The following is a 13,644-nucleotide window of genomic DNA, read 5'->3' on the forward strand; positions in this document are numbered from 1 at the left end:
GCCGTCAGGTCAGTTGTCCTGTTCGGCGGCGATTTTCGCCTTGGCGTCCTGATGCTGGCGGATCGCCTCTGAAAACGCGGCAAAAATCGCCCGCGAGGGGGGATCGGTCTCCGCCCAGTATTCCGGATGCCATTGCACGCCGAAGGCGAAGCTCGCGGCATCGGAGACGCGCACGGCCTCGATGGTGCCGTCATCGGCGGTCGCCTCCACGACGAGGCCGCGGCCGAGCCGGTCGACGCCCTGGCGGTGGACGGAATTCACCTGGATACGCTGATTGCCGACGATCTTCGCAAGACGGCTGTCCGGCTGGAATGTGACGTCGTGGGCGAGCGCGAAACGCTGATCGGGTTCGTCGGCCTGCGAGCGGTGGTCGAAGCGGCCCTCGATCTCCTGGATTTCCGACAAGAGGGCGCCGCCGAGCGCGACGTTGAGCTCCTGGAACCCGCGGCAGACGGCGAGAAGCGGCAGGCCGCGCTGCAGGACGAGGCGGATCAGGGGGAGGGTCGTCGCATCGCGCGAAGGATCGAACGGCCCGTGCTTTTCCTCCGGCGTCACGCCGTAGCGGTCGGGATGCACGTTGGAGCGGGAGCCGGTGACGAGGACGCCATCGGCCATTTCCACGGCGGCATCGAGATCGATGCGATCGGCCATGGAGGGCAGGACGAGCGGCACCGCACCGATGCTGGTGATGGCCCTCAGATAGGTTTCGGCCACGGAATGCCAGACATAACCGTCGGCGGGACGGACATCGGCGGTGACGAGAATGATGGGGGTGTTTCTGCTGCGCATCGTGGCAGGCATCCTAATGCGGTCGGCAGGCAAAAGTCAGCCCGTCTTGTCGCTTCTTCTTATCGACCGCTTGCCGCTTCGCCGCAGCGGGCCGCGCTGGACAGTCTTTGGCGAAAATGCAAGTTTTCCCGCCCGCTTAAGAAGACGACCCCAAGGGAGGAAACAGAGCATGGATCGTCGCTCGTTTTTGAAGACGGCCGGGCTCGGCACAGGTGCAGCCGCAGCTTCGAGCCTCGCCACGCCGGCGTTGTCGCAAAACCGCATTCAGATCACATGCGTCACCTCCTGGCCGAAGAATTTTCCGGGCATCGGCGAGGCGCCGGAACGGTTCGCTACCCTGATCGACGGGGCGACGGACGGGCGCATCACCATGAAGGTCTATGGCGGCGGCGAGCTCGTCCCGCCGCTCAAGTGCAATGACGCCGTGCAGGAAGGTACGGCGCAGATGTACCATTCGGCCGATTATTATTATCAGGGCAAGCTCACCGGCTATTCCTTCTTCTGTGCCGTGCCGTTCGGCTTCATGCCGGCGGAGATCGACGCCTGGATCCAGAAGGGCGGCGGCCAGGAATTGTGGGACGAGGTCGGTGGCCAGTTCGGCATCAAGCATCTGCCCGGCGGCAATTCCGGCTCCCAGATGGGCGGCTGGTTCAACAAAAAGATGCAGACCGTCGACGATTTCAAAGGCTTGAAGATGCGCATTCCGGGCTTCGGCGGCGACGTCATCACGGCGCTCGGCGGCACCTCGGTGACGCTTGCGGGCTCGGAAATCCTGCCGGCGCTGCAATCGGGCACGATCGACGCGACGGAATGGGTGGGGCCGTGGAACGACCTCGCCTTCGGTCTCTACAAGGTCGCCAAGAACTACCATTACCCGGGCTTCCACGAGCCGGGCTCGCTTTTGAGCTTCGGGATTTCGCGTCCGTTCTGGGACGGGCTTTCGGAAAGCGACCAGACGCTGATGACGGCGATCGCCTATGCCGTCAACAACGAGACCTTGTCCTCCTACAACACCCATAACGGCCAGGCGCTGAAGACGCTCGTCAACGATCACGGCGTCGAACTCGTCGAGTTCTCCGATGAGATCTACCGCGAATTCGGCAAGGCGGCGAAGGACGTTCTCGACAAGGCCGGCAATTCCGACCCGCTGACCAAGAAGGTCTACGAGGCGTTCCTGGATTTCCGCGCCAAGGCGGTCGACTGGACGGCGATTTCCGATCAGAGCTACGCCAACAAGCGGGCGCTGACGCCGTTTGCGTGAGGCTTCGGTCGCCGGTGATGCGACCTGACGCCGAAACGCGTTTGAGGGGCGCGTTCGAAGGCGTGATTTCTGGGGCGGGGTCACCCGCCCCTTTTCGGTTTTATGCGCAGGGCTTAGAGGGATGCGGCGGTGCGCGCCTGCGACGCCTGAAGGGGAGAGAGCGTGAAAGCCATCATCGCCGTGATCGACGGTCTCAATTACCGCATCGGCCGCGCCGTCATGTGGCTCGCCGTTCTGACGGCGCTCGTGCAATTTGCGACCGTCATCCTGCGCTACGTCTTCTCCATCGGCTTCATCCCGATGCAGGAATCGATCTGGTACATGCATGCGATCCTGTTCATGACCGGGGCGGGCTTTACGCTCCTGCAGGACGGGCATGTGCGCGTCGACGTCCTCTACCGCGAGGCCTCGCCGCGCAAGAAGGCGCTCGTCGATCTCTTCGGCGCGCTGTTTCTGCTCCTGCCGGTCTGTGTGGCGGCCTTCTGGCTGTCGCTCGGCTATGTGAGCAATTCCTGGCGCATCCTGGAGCGTTCGACGGAAGTGAGCGGCCTGCCGCTCATCTTCGCCTTGAAGACCTTCATCTGGGTCTTCGCGGTTCTCGTCGGGCTGCAGGGGGTGGCGATGGCGCTGCGCGCCGTCGTGGCGCTCAAGGAGCATGACGAGACTTATTCGGCAGCCGGAATTGCGCGCGACAGCGTCCATTAATTCACACAACCAAACGGGCCTCGTCCGCAGAACGGGCGATCGGCGAAGTTCATGATCGACCCGCTCCATCTTTGTCTCTTGATGTTCGTGGCGGCCTGCGGGCTGTTGACGGCCGGTTTTCCCGTCGCCTTCACGCTCGCCGGCACGGCGCTCGGCTTTGCTCTCATCGGCTCCGCCTTCGACGTCTTCTCGCTGTCGCTTCTGACGGCCTTCCCGCAGTCGATCTTCGGCACGATGACCAACGAGACGCTCGTGGCCGTGCCGCTCTTCGTCTTCATGGGGGTGATGCTGGAGCGATCGCGGGTCGCGGAAGAACTCCTCGACAATATGGGGCGGCTCTTCGGCTCGGTGCCGGGCGGTCTGGCGTTTTCGGTGTGCATCGTCGGCGCGCTTCTCGCCGCCTCCACCGGCATCGTCGGCGCCACCGTCGTCACGATGGGGCTGATGTCGCTGCCGACGATGGTGAAGCGCGGCTACAACAAGCGCCTCGCCTGCGGCACGATCGCGGCGTCGGGCACGCTCGGGCAGATCATCCCGCCCTCGATCGTGCTCGTGCTTCTGGGTGACCAGCTCTCCGTCGCCTATCAGAACGCACAGTTTTCCATGGGGATCTTCGCGCCCGACACGGTGTCGGTGAACGATCTCTTCGCCGGGGCGCTGCTGCCGGGGTTCATGCTCGTCGGCCTCTATATCGTCTATCAGATCATCTACGTCTTTCTCCATCCGGCCGAAGCGCCGGCGATCCCGCATGAGGAGCTCGGCGAGCTTTCCGGCTTCGCTTTCTGGGGTCAGGTGATCCATGCGCTCGCCCCGCCGGTTCTGTTGATCGTCGCCGTGCTCGGCTCGATTTTGATCGGGCTCGCCTCTCCGACGGAGGCGGCGGGCGTCGGCGCGATCGGCGCCACGATGCTCGCCGGCTACAAGCGCGACGAGCGGCGCGCCGGGCCGATCCTGATCGGCGTTCTGTGCATGGCCGGCCTTCTCCTCCTCACCTCGTTCTACGATCTGCGCTCGCAAAGGAGCGTCGTCTCAGTCGAGGAATGGGTGGCGATCGGGGCGGCGGTGGTGCTCACCCTCGGTCTTGCCTGGGGCGTGGTGATGGCGCTCTGGCGCACCTTCACCTGGCGCGATGAAAACCGCGAGCGGGTGCTTGGGGCCGTCTGTCAGTCGACGATGGCGATTTCGGCGATGGTCTTCACCATCATCATCGGCGCGCGCATGTTCTCGATCGTCTTCATCGGTCTCGGCGGCGCCGATTTCATCGAGGAGTTTTTGACCGCGCTGCCGGGCGGCACGCTCGCGGCGATCCTTCTCGTCATGCTCGTCATGTTCGTGATGGGCTTCTTTCTCGATTTCCTGGAAATCGTCTTCATCGTCGTGCCGATCGTAGCGCCGATCCTGTTGCAGATGGAGATGCCGGGCGGCGGCACGATGAGCCCGGTCTGGCTCGGCATCATGATGGCGGTGAACCTGCAGACCTCGTTCCTGACGCCGCCCTTCGGTTTCGCTCTCTTCTATCTTCGGGGCGTGGCGCCGCCCGATATCCGCACCACCGACATTTATCGCGGGATCGTGCCCTTCGTGATCATCCAGGTCTTTGCGCTCGTCCTGTTGTGGTTCCTGCCGGATGTGGCAACCTGGCTGCCGCTCAAGCTCTACGGGCATTAGAGCGGCCCATAGCTCCAGGGGGATCACATGCGCGCGGACGAGCTTTTCGATCTTACGGGACAGGTGGCGCTCGTCACCGGCGCTTCATCGGGGCTCGGACGGCGTTTTGCGCGGGTGCTTGCGGCGAATGGCGCCAAGGTGGTGCTGACGGCGCGGCGCCAGGACAAGCTCGAAGAGCTTGCAGATGAGATCGTGGGGGCAGGCGGCGCGGCGCTCGCGGTCGCTTGCGACGTCACCGATGAGGCGAGCCTCACGGCCGCCTTCGAGGTCGCCGAGGCGCGTTTCGGCACCGTCACGATCCTCGTCAACAATGCCGGGATTGCACCGGCAGGGCCCGCCATCTCGCTTCAACGCGAGCATTGGCGGCAGGTGATGGCGACCAATCTCGACGCGGCGTTCTTCGTGGCGCAGGCGGCCGCAGAGCGCATGGCGAAGGCAAAGACGGGCGGCGCCATCGTCAACATCGCCTCCGTCCTCGGCTTTGCCGTTTCCAAGGGGACGGCGCCTTATGCGACCTCGAAAGCTGCACTCGTCCATCTCACCAAGGCGCTGGCGCTCGAATGGGCGCGGTACGGCATTCGCGTCAATGCGATCGCGCCGGGCTGGTTTCTGACGGAGATCAACCGCGAGTTCCTGGAAAGCCCGGCAGGCGAGGCGATCATCCAACAAAATCCGATGCGCCGCTTCGGCGAGGAGGGCGATCTCGACGGGGCGCTCCTTTATCTCGCCTCCAAGGCCAGCGCCTATGTGAGCGGCACGACGGTGACGGTCGATGGCGGGCAAGTGCTTGCGGGCGGCGGATAATCCCGCTTCGGCTGGGTGAACCATCAAGCCCGTATGCGCGTTTCTCCGGCTCCCTATTCGGGAGACGCAACGCTGGAGCCGCGTCGTGCACCCGCGGACGCGTAAGATTCAGAAGCGGCAAACCTTTTTCTGCGATATACACGTTTAGATTGAGAAACGGAGGCGAGGCTTGACTGTTGTTTGAAACGCGCAACTTTGAGGTCTTATGCAGCGTATCAAGTTTCGCTCCGAGCCGAGGCCATCCCCCGCCAACGTTCAGGAGCCCGACCGGAGCAGGGTCGTGATCCGAACCCTTCTGATCATCGCTGCGGCTGCCGCTGTGGGCTATGCCTTCAGCCACAGCTACGATTTCTTCGAGGCGCTGCACGATTTCAGCCGCCACCACGAATCCTGGGAGCTCGACGAGATCTTCGGGACAGCCGTCATCATGACGGTCGTCCTGCTCGTCGTCGCGATCTGGCGGGTCGTGCAGCTGCGCCGGGAGATCGCGGCCAAGGAGATGGCCCAGCGCGAGGCGCAGCGTCTTGCTCGGCACGACGTCTTGACCGGGCTTCCCAACCGCCGGCGGCTTTTCGAGATCTTCGACAGCCACGTGATCACCGCGCAGGAAGCGGGGCGGCGCGTGGCCGTGCTGGTCATCGATCTCGACCGTTTCAAACCGGTCAACGACCTGCACGGGCACCAGATGGGTGACGAGGTTCTGTGCGTCGTCGCCGAGCGTCTGACGCGGCTTGCGGAAGGACGGGGTGTGGTGGCGCGTTTCGGCGGCGATGAATTCGCCGCGCTCCTCGAGTATCAGGACGGAACAGACGAGCTTCTGCGGCTCGTTCACAAGATCGTCCACGAAATGGCGCTGCCGATTCGTGCCCAGGGCATCAGCATGCGCATCGGGGCGAGCGTCGGCGTGGCGGTCTATCCCGACGACGGCACCGAGGCGAACGTGCTTCTGCGCAATGCCGATATCGCCATGTACCATGTGAAGGCGGAAGAGCGCGGCAGCTTCCACTTCTTCAAGGCGGGGATGGATTCGGCGCTTCTGGAGCGTATCGAGCTCGAGCAGCAAATGGACGAGGCGCTGGGGAAACGTGAGATCGTCCCCTACCTGCAGCCCGTCGTCGACCTCAAGACGGGCGGCATCGTCGGCTTCGAGATGCTGGCGCGCTGGCTGCACCCGCAGAAGGGGGTGTTGTTGCCGGACCGGTTCATCGCCATGGCGGAGGACAGCGGCAAGCTGACCCCGATGACGCTGACGCTTCTGGAGCAGGCGATGGAAGCCTCGGTCGGATGGCCGTCGAGCTTCACGCTATCGATCAATCTCGCACCGGTGCAGCTTCTCGATCCGGCCCTGCCGAGCCAGCTTCTCGATATTCTGGCGCGCGCCGGATTCGCGCCGCACCGGCTGGAGGTGGAGCTGACGGAGACGGCGCTGGTGGAGCGCATGGACGAGGTGAAGGCCGTGCTTGAGGCGCTGCGCAAAGCCGGGATCCGCGTCGCGCTCGACGATTTCGGCACCGGCTATTCCGGCCTCTACCATCTGCGCGAACTGCATCTCGACACGCTCAAGATCGACCGCTCCTTCATCGCCGGCATGCTGGAGAGCGAAGACCGGCAGGCGATCGTGGAGGCGGTCCTGCATCTCAGCCAGGCGCTCGGCATCGACACCACGGCCGAGGGCATAGAGGAGCTGGCGCTCGGCGAGAAGCTCGCCGAGCTCGGATGCCAACTCGGTCAGGGGTTCTATTACAGCGAGCCGCTGCCGTTGGAGGCTGTCGACGACCTCATCGGCCGCAACCGGCTGGTGCGCGCGAGCGCCTGAAGGCTCACCTGCGCGCGAGCGCCTGAGGGCTCACGTGCGCGGCGGGCAGATGCTCAGGGGCAACCGCTCGGGGCAGATGCTCGAAGCCGCGCGCGTGCGGCTCAACTGTAGAAGATGCCCAGGATCTGGAGGAAGGCGCCGAGGACGAGGATGACGATGCCGAACTGGCCGGCCCGGCGAATGTTCTCGAGGATCGCCTGCTCTTCGTCGTTTTGCGGCGGGCGAGGTTCCGGCATGCCGGGCTTTTGCGCCTGAAAGCCGATGCCGTATCGCATGACGAGAAGAATACCGACCAGGTTGAAGATCACCCCGAAAAAGGTGAGGACCATCTCAATCTCCCATGTTCCAGGCGACCCGCGGTGTCGCTGGATTGCCAACCGAGGCTCCGGGCCGCAAGCAGGGCTCGCGACCGGCAGCAGAAAGGGGGCGCATCCCTTAGGCATCGGTTGCTGCAGAGACGATCTCTCGCTCTGCAAGCGCAGCGACGCCGTATCGGCGAGCCCCCTCATGGCCATGCGACAGCCCCATGGCCGGAGTGTCAACCTAGCCTGACTCGTCAGACGGTGGCAGCGGACAGTTTGTCTCTGCCTTCCTGCGGCTTTTTCCTTCGTCCCGTCCTTTCGTCTTTGGGCCGCGTGCCGATAGGCCGATTTTAACGGCGGGGTCCGCATAAGAGCCACCAGAAGTGAGGAGAGGCGTGTCTCGGGGACGGGTGGAGATGCAGGCGCGGATATACAGGGGATGCTGGGGCTGGGAGGCAGGCGATGAACGGCGGTGAGATGCCGGCAGGCCAGGAGATCGGTGCCCGCTTCCGGCGCTATCAGCCTCTCATCCTGGGGCTTCTCGCGGTGGCGACGCTCGGCCGGGCCTACCGGTTTTCGGTTGCCGCGCAGGCGGACGGGCCGGCGCGTCTCGTCGATTTCGACATGTTCCACTTGGTCGCACGCCTCGTCTGGGCGGGGCGGCTCGAAGAGGCTTACCGCTTCGACAGCCTCTGGCCGCTCCTTCACGCGCGCGGCGGCCTCGATTTCATGACCTGGGCCTATCCGCCGCCCTTCGACCTCGTCGTGGCGCCGCTCGGACTTCTGCCGGCCGGCGCCGCCTATCTCGTCTTCGTCGGCGGCACGCTCGCGCTCTATCTCTTCGCGCTCAAGCGGCTCGCCGGCGAAGACTTCGCTCTGGTGGCGATCTTGATCTTTCCGGCCTTTGCGATCGGCATCAGCGGCGGGCAGAACGGCTTTCTGACGGGGGCGCTGATCGCGCTCGCCTGTCTCGGTTTTGAGAGGCGGCGATGGCAGGCGGGCGTGCCGCTCGGGCTGATGATCATCAAGCCGCATCTTGCGGCGGGCCTTGCCGTCAGGACGCTTCTTGCCCGTCGGTTCGCCGCGGCGGTGGCTGCCGCACTCACCGTTGTTGCCGCCTGTCTCGCCGCCACGGTGTGTTTCGGAGCGGGCATCTGGGCGGTGTTTCTGGAGGCGACGCGCGAAACCGGGATCTTTCTCAAAGAGGGGTTCTTTCCGCTCCACCGCATGGTGTCGATCTATGCGACGGCGCGCAGTTTCGGGCTCGGTGTCGCGCCGTCCTTCGCGGCGCAAGGGCTGGTCGCCCTCGTGGCGCTTGCGGCGATCGTCCGGGTCACCTTCGGGGCGTTTACCTTGCGCCAGAGCCTCGGTGTGACGGCGATCGCCTCGCTCCTCCTCAGCCCATACGCCTATGATTACGATCTCAGCCTGCTCGGGGTCGGCCTGGCGCTGCTTCTGCCCGATCTCATGGGCAAGGCGGGGAAGGGCGCCATCGGGGCGCTGTTTTCGCTCTGCTTCATCACCTGCGGCTATTGGCTGGTCGAGGCGGTTCCGCAATTGCTGGCGCCGGAGGGGGCGCGGGACGTGGCGGGCGAGGTGACGAAACCCGACACGCTTCCGGCCTTGGCCGGCCTGACGCTCTTGGCGCTCTTTGCGCTGATCTGGTGGCTGACGGAGCGCTCTGCAGGTATGGCTGCAAGGGGGGCAGCAAGCCGGGCTGCGGCCGCCGCGGAGAATTCGGCGGCGGGGGCAAAGGCCTGAATTTCGGCGGCCTGACTTTTCGGCGGCCTGAATTTTCGGCTTGAGTTTTCGATGGAATGGTGGGCGCGACAGGGATTGAACCTGTGACCCCTACGATGTCAACGTAGTGCTCTCCCGCTGAGCTACGCGCCCTTCCAAAGGGGTGCCGCCCGAAGGCGACTCGCGGGGATATATCCTCTGCGTTTCGGCCGTGCAAGGCCCTGCGGGCAGAGTTCTTGACCCCGCTTCAAGATATTGTTTGCGGCGCCGGCGCCGGAGGCCCCTCTCTCAGGCCGCGATCAGGCGATCGACCTCGTTGACGAGGTCGCGTAGATGGAACGGCTTCGACAGGATTTTCGCATCCTGGGGCGCGGCCATATCGGGATTGAGAGCGACCGCTGCAAAGCCCGTGATGAACATGATTCGCAGATCGGGATCGAGCGCGGACGCCTTGCGTGCCAGCTCGATGCCGTCCATCTCCGGCATGACAATGTCGGTCAAGAGCAGATTGAAAGGCTCGTCGAGCAATCGATTGTAAGCCGACAGACCATTGTCGAACGCGAGAACGTCATAACCCGCATGTTCGAGAGCTTTGGTCAAAAAACGACGCATGTCTTCGTCGTCTTCGGCGAGCAGGATTCGACCTCGCATGCTTCTCCAGCGCCTTCCGTCTTGAACCCGTCCGTTGTGAGCCCGCTCGGTAAATATCGGGTAAGCGCCCGGGAGACAATGACGGGGCCGGTTCGTTATGGACAGGGGCGCGGCAGATCGGCAACATATCCGCATATGAAAAGAGGATTTTGATGGACGAGCGCGTGGGAGACGAGCTGCCGCCCCTGCGGCCTTTCAGCCTGATGGGGCCCTCTGACCCGGTCTCGCCCTTCCTGTTCAATTCCCCGCATAGCGGCCGCTTCTATCCGAAGAGCTTTCTCGCCCAGTCGCAGCTCGATGCGATCGCGATCAGGCGGTCGGAAGATTTCATGATCGACATGTTGTTTGGCGGCGTCGTGGAACGCGGGGCGCCGCTTCTCTCCGCCATCTATCCGCGCGCCTATGTGGATGTGAACCGCGAGCCCTACGAGCTCGAGGCCAAGATGTTTCGCGAGCCGCTTCCGGGCTACGCCAACAGCCGATCGATTCGTGCGGTGGGCGGGCTCGGGACGGTGCCGCGCATCGTCTCCGAAGGCCGGACGATCTATTCCGGGCCGATCGCGCTCGCCGAAGCGCTGCAGCGTATCGAGAGGGTCTATCAGCCCTATCACGAAGCGCTCAGGCAGCGGCTTGCGGCCATTCACGCACAGTTCGGCTATGCAGTTCTCGTCGATTGCCATTCGATGCCGTCATCGGCACGCAACGCCGCGCCAGGCATCCGACCGGATTTCGTCATCGGCGATCGTTTCGGCGCGAGCTGCGCCCCGGAACTCACCGATCAGGCCGTGGAGATGCTGCGGCGGCGCGGCTATTGCGTGACGCGCAACAAGCCTTATGCCGGGGGCTTCATCACCGAGCATTACGGGCGTCCGCAGGCCGGACTGCATGTGGTGCAGGTGGAAGTGAACCGGGGGCTCTACATGGACGAAGAGGCGATTCGCCTCCATGACGGGTTCGAGAGCGTGCAAGCCCTCGTCGAAGATCTGGCCGAGGCCCTGATGGGTGTCGCGATCGCCCCGCCGGTCGCCTTCGACGAGGCGGCGGAATAAATCGTGACGGGTTCTCGTGCGGATGCGGCTTCGACACGGTCTGCCTCCCAACGCGCCATGCCTTCGAAAACGGCATGGCTAGAAAGAAAAATGGCCGCACCGAGGTGCGGCCAAGTCTAGGGAGGAAACGCCCAATGAGGGCTGCGATACAACGTATCGCAACGCACAATCTATGCTGCTTTGCACAAGATGCAAGAGGCTTACGGCACAGATTGTCCGTCGGGTCCCGATATAGTCACCCTGAGCGGCAATGCAAACGTTTTGGGTAATTGATCAAGCCTCTGATTTAAAATAACTTTTCTCCCGCAGTGGCAAAACGGCAACTCTGCTATGCATTCCATGGAAAGCTTTTTCCCCTTCCTGCACCGTCTCGCCGATGTGGCGGCCGAAGCGATCCTGCCGCGTTTCCGCGCCGCGATCGCCGTCGACAACAAGCTCGAGGCGGGCTTCGACCCGGTGACGGAGGCCGATCGCGGCGCCGAGCGCGCCATGCGCGACCTCATCCGCAAGACCTATCCCGAGCACGGCATCATCGGCGAGGAATACGGCGCCGAAGGCGAGGACCGCTCGCATGTGTGGATCCTCGATCCCGTCGACGGTACGCGCGCCTTCATCTGCGGCCTGCCACTGTGGGGTTGCCTCACGGGGCTTTTGATCGACGGTAAGCCCGCGGCCGGGATGATGTCGCAGCCTTATGTCGGCGAGCGTTTTTTCGGCTCAGCCGAGACCGGCAGCTTTCTGGCGCACGGCGGTGAGACGGGGCCGATCAAGGTGCGCGCCTGCGCGGCGCTCGACCACGCGCATATTTCCACGACCGACCCCAACATCTTCACCGCAGCGGAGAGGCCGGCATTCGAGAGGCTCTCGGCCCGCGCGCGGCTGACGCGCTACGGCTATGATTGCTACGCCTATGCGATGGTGGCGATGGGCGGCATGGATTGCGTCGTCGAATCGGGGTTGAAGCCCTACGACATCGCCGCGCTCATCCCGATCATCGAAGGTGCGGGTGGCGCGGTGACGGGGTGGGACGGCGGGCCGGCGGCGGGCGGCGGACGCATCCTGGCGCTCGGCGACAAGCGCCTCACGCCTGAGGTGGAGGCGCTCCTGGCGACGTGAACGGGGTGCGCCAGGCCTCGTCGGGTTCGCCGATGAAGGCGTCGAAGGCGGCCCAGAAGATCTCGCGGTAACGGTCGTCCTCCTGGAGGATCTCGTGCATGGCGCCGGCGATGCGGACATTGCCGACGGTCTTGATGCGCAGGGTGAACTCTTCGATCGCCCGGTTGGAGACGATGCTCTCCTGGCCGGCCATGGCGATGAGGACCGGAAGCGGCACGCGTTCGGCAAATTCCGGCAGAGCGAGAAATTCCGCCGCACGAAGCGCCGAATGCACCCAGGCCAGGGTCGGGCCGGAGAGGCCGAGCTCGGGATGCGCCTCGATCAGTTCGCGGACGCGCTCATAGCGTCGCTTGTCGGAGGTGACGCGGTTGCCCTCGAAGGGGCGGAGCTGAACGAGGTCGCCGCGGAAGGGGCCGGCATACATCTCGCCGAGGCCGAGATAATTCAGGATGCCCGTCACGACCCGCAGAAAATGCGTGCGCCCGCCTGAAAGCGCCAGAAGCGGCGCCGTCAGCACCATGCGCTCCACCTGGGTGCGGGCGCGCGCGGCATAAAGGAGCGCGATGGCGGCACCCGTCGAATGGGCGAGGATGTTGTAGGGCGGATGGCAGCGGGGGAGGGCCACCTCGCGCATCACCGTTTCGAGATCGACGAGATATTCGGAGAAATCGTCGACATGGCCCTTTCGCGGGTCCCGCAGGCTGCGCGTGGACCCGCCCTGGCCGCGCCAGTCGAAGGTGACGACCGAATAGCCGCGACGGCGCAATTCGGAGACGGTCTCGAAATATTTCTCGATGCATTCCGCCCGCCCATGCAGGACGAGGATCGTGCCACGCGTCGCGGATGCGGCCGGATGCCACCAGGCGGTGCGCAGCTTGCGGCCATCGGGCGTCAGCACGAATTCGGCGTTCGCGCCTTCCGGGATCGGATTTTGCTCGGTTTCAAACAGAATGGCCAAGGCTGCGCCTCCCGCAGCGCTGATACTGGGAAGTGGGTCGGGCGGCAAGCAGCGGCGTTCGTCCCCGATGGGGTGCCCGACGTGATGGAGTCCCATGCGAGCGAGCCCAAACGAGGGGAGCCGACGACCCGAAGGCCGCCGGCTCCGTCATCGGACGCTGGAGGGGGCAGGGTGCAGCGCCCGATCCCTGAAGCTCCGTCGAGGGTGCCGGAGCGGTTTGAGGCTTAGCGGTGGCGCCAGCCGCCGTGGTGACCGCCAGTGTGACCGCGGTGCTTCGGACCCATGCGGCTCACGCTGATGACCTGACCGTTATAGGCGTTGACCCGGAGCATGACCGGGGCGCCGCGACGGCCGCGGGCGGCGAGCGAATAGACGCGACCGCGGGTGTCGAAATAGCGGACCGGGGTGAAGCCCTGGCGGCGCAGCTTGCGCGAGATGCGGTGCGTGCTGAGCTTATGGTTCCAGCGCCGCTCGTGATGGCGCCAGCCGCGGCCGCGATAATCGACCTTGGTGACGGCTTCGCTGCGCTCGACTGTAATGCCGGCCTGGCCGGCGGCGGCGATCGGCGCGGCACTGGCGCCCGCTGCGAGCGGCAGGAACGAGAGCGTCGCAAGACCGGCGGCGGCGAGAATGTTGAGTTTCATGGCTTCGTCTCCTCAGTGATGCGGAGGGGCTGCCCTCCATCGATGTTTGGAGACTAGGCGGAGCTCACTGAACTCGTTCAGAACCGGCCGTTCATCTGGCGTTCAGCGACGAAAACCCGGAAAACCGCGATTTTCAGGAGA

General features: G+C 64.5%; 13 protein-coding genes and 1 tRNA gene. 8 read left to right on the forward strand and 6 right to left on the reverse strand.

What is annotated here, in order from left to right; translation table 11 throughout:
- Window positions 1-9: 9 nt before the first annotated feature.
- Entirely contained in the window at window positions 10-789 is a 780-nt protein-coding gene (locus BLP76_RS11965) for a gamma-glutamyl-gamma-aminobutyrate hydrolase family protein (RefSeq protein ID WP_244514564.1), read from the reverse strand.
- 169 nt (window positions 790-958) lie between these two features.
- Here BLP76_RS11965 and BLP76_RS11970 point away from each other — a divergent pair, with 169 nt between their 5' ends.
- The 5 genes from BLP76_RS11970 to BLP76_RS11990 all read left to right on the forward strand — a co-directional run bounded on the left by BLP76_RS11970 (window position 959) and on the right by BLP76_RS11990 (window position 7,043).
- On the forward strand, window positions 959-2,050 hold the full coding sequence (locus BLP76_RS11970) for a TRAP transporter substrate-binding protein (RefSeq protein WP_092813200.1): 1,092 nt from the start codon (window positions 959-961) through the stop codon (window positions 2,048-2,050).
- A 162-nt stretch (window positions 2,051-2,212) separates the two neighbouring features.
- Window positions 2,213-2,755: a TRAP transporter small permease subunit gene (locus BLP76_RS11975; RefSeq protein ID WP_244514565.1), complete on the forward strand. Its 543-nt coding sequence runs from the start codon at window positions 2,213-2,215 to the stop codon at window positions 2,753-2,755.
- Between the two features lie 51 nt (window positions 2,756-2,806).
- Window positions 2,807-4,423, forward strand: a complete 1,617-nt coding sequence (locus BLP76_RS11980; RefSeq protein ID WP_092813203.1) for a TRAP transporter large permease — start codon at window positions 2,807-2,809, stop codon at window positions 4,421-4,423.
- A 27-nt stretch (window positions 4,424-4,450) separates the two neighbouring features.
- Complete coding sequence (locus BLP76_RS11985; RefSeq protein WP_092813206.1) at window positions 4,451-5,227, forward strand: SDR family NAD(P)-dependent oxidoreductase; 777 nt, start codon at window positions 4,451-4,453, stop codon at window positions 5,225-5,227.
- A 280-nt stretch (window positions 5,228-5,507) separates the two neighbouring features.
- Window positions 5,508-7,043, forward strand: a complete 1,536-nt coding sequence (locus BLP76_RS11990) for a putative bifunctional diguanylate cyclase/phosphodiesterase (RefSeq protein ID WP_170130478.1) — start codon at window positions 5,508-5,510, stop codon at window positions 7,041-7,043.
- Between the two features lie 101 nt (window positions 7,044-7,144).
- Here BLP76_RS11990 and BLP76_RS11995 read toward each other — a convergent pair whose 3' ends face one another.
- Window positions 7,145-7,372, reverse strand: coding sequence for a hypothetical protein (locus BLP76_RS11995; RefSeq protein WP_092813212.1), 228 nt, complete (start codon window positions 7,370-7,372; stop codon window positions 7,145-7,147).
- 435 nt (window positions 7,373-7,807) lie between these two features.
- Here BLP76_RS11995 and BLP76_RS12000 point away from each other — a divergent pair, with 435 nt between their 5' ends.
- Window positions 7,808-9,106: a glycosyltransferase family 87 protein gene (locus BLP76_RS12000; protein WP_092813215.1), complete on the forward strand. Its 1,299-nt coding sequence runs from the start codon at window positions 7,808-7,810 to the stop codon at window positions 9,104-9,106.
- A gap of 57 nt (window positions 9,107-9,163) precedes the next feature.
- Here BLP76_RS12000 and BLP76_RS12005 read toward each other — a convergent pair.
- A tRNA-Val gene (locus BLP76_RS12005) sits at window positions 9,164-9,238 on the reverse strand.
- A gap of 135 nt (window positions 9,239-9,373) precedes the next feature.
- Entirely contained in the window at window positions 9,374-9,736 is a 363-nt protein-coding gene (cpdR, locus tag BLP76_RS12010; protein WP_092813218.1) for a cell cycle two-component system response regulator CpdR, read from the reverse strand.
- A 152-nt stretch (window positions 9,737-9,888) separates the two neighbouring features.
- Here cpdR and BLP76_RS12015 point away from each other — a divergent pair, with 152 nt between their 5' ends.
- Together BLP76_RS12015 and hisN are read left to right on the forward strand one after the other, a co-directional pair.
- Window positions 9,889-10,785, forward strand: coding sequence for an N-formylglutamate amidohydrolase (locus tag BLP76_RS12015; protein WP_420867619.1), 897 nt, complete (start codon window positions 9,889-9,891; stop codon window positions 10,783-10,785).
- A 339-nt stretch (window positions 10,786-11,124) separates the two neighbouring features.
- Entirely contained in the window at window positions 11,125-11,901 is a 777-nt protein-coding gene (gene hisN, locus BLP76_RS12020; protein WP_171904398.1) for a histidinol-phosphatase, read from the forward strand.
- Here the strand turns inward: hisN and BLP76_RS12025 are convergent.
- Both BLP76_RS12025 and BLP76_RS12030 read right to left on the reverse strand, forming a co-directional pair.
- Window positions 11,867-12,859, reverse strand: a complete 993-nt coding sequence (locus BLP76_RS12025) for an alpha/beta fold hydrolase (RefSeq protein ID WP_244514566.1) — start codon at window positions 12,857-12,859, stop codon at window positions 11,867-11,869. The two genes, hisN and BLP76_RS12025, sit on opposite strands and share 35 nt — an antisense overlap.
- Before the next feature lie 224 nt (window positions 12,860-13,083).
- On the reverse strand, window positions 13,084-13,503 hold the full coding sequence (locus BLP76_RS12030; protein ID WP_092813227.1) for a hypothetical protein: 420 nt from the start codon (window positions 13,501-13,503) through the stop codon (window positions 13,084-13,086).
- Between the last annotated feature and the right edge of the window lie 141 nt (window positions 13,504-13,644).

Source organism: Afifella marina DSM 2698, assembly GCF_900102695.1.
Classification (GTDB): Bacteria; Pseudomonadota; Alphaproteobacteria; order Rhizobiales; family Afifellaceae; genus Afifella; species Afifella marina.

What these genes read in the sequence shown, in the direction of transcription:
- BLP76_RS11985 (WP_092813206.1), top strand. Translation starts at nt 4,451, where the DNA reads ATGCGCGCGGACGAGCTTTTCGATCTTACGGGACAGGTGGCGCTCGTC.
- BLP76_RS12030 (WP_092813227.1), bottom strand. Translation starts at nt 13,503, where the DNA reads ATGAAACTCAACATTCTCGCCGCCGCCGGTCTTGCGACGCTCTCGTTC.
- BLP76_RS11980 (WP_092813203.1), top strand. Translation starts at nt 2,807, where the DNA reads ATGATCGACCCGCTCCATCTTTGTCTCTTGATGTTCGTGGCGGCCTGC.
- hisN (WP_171904398.1), top strand. Translation starts at nt 11,125, where the DNA reads ATGGAAAGCTTTTTCCCCTTCCTGCACCGTCTCGCCGATGTGGCGGCC.
- BLP76_RS11965 (WP_244514564.1), bottom strand. Translation starts at nt 789, where the DNA reads ATGCGCAGCAGAAACACCCCCATCATTCTCGTCACCGCCGATGTCCGT.
- cpdR (WP_092813218.1), bottom strand. Translation starts at nt 9,736, where the DNA reads ATGCGAGGTCGAATCCTGCTCGCCGAAGACGACGAAGACATGCGTCGT.
- BLP76_RS12000 (WP_092813215.1), top strand. Translation starts at nt 7,808, where the DNA reads ATGAACGGCGGTGAGATGCCGGCAGGCCAGGAGATCGGTGCCCGCTTC.
- BLP76_RS12015 (WP_420867619.1), top strand. Translation starts at nt 9,889, where the DNA reads ATGGACGAGCGCGTGGGAGACGAGCTGCCGCCCCTGCGGCCTTTCAGC.
- BLP76_RS11995 (WP_092813212.1), bottom strand. Translation starts at nt 7,372, where the DNA reads ATGGTCCTCACCTTTTTCGGGGTGATCTTCAACCTGGTCGGTATTCTT.
- BLP76_RS11970 (WP_092813200.1), top strand. Translation starts at nt 959, where the DNA reads ATGGATCGTCGCTCGTTTTTGAAGACGGCCGGGCTCGGCACAGGTGCA.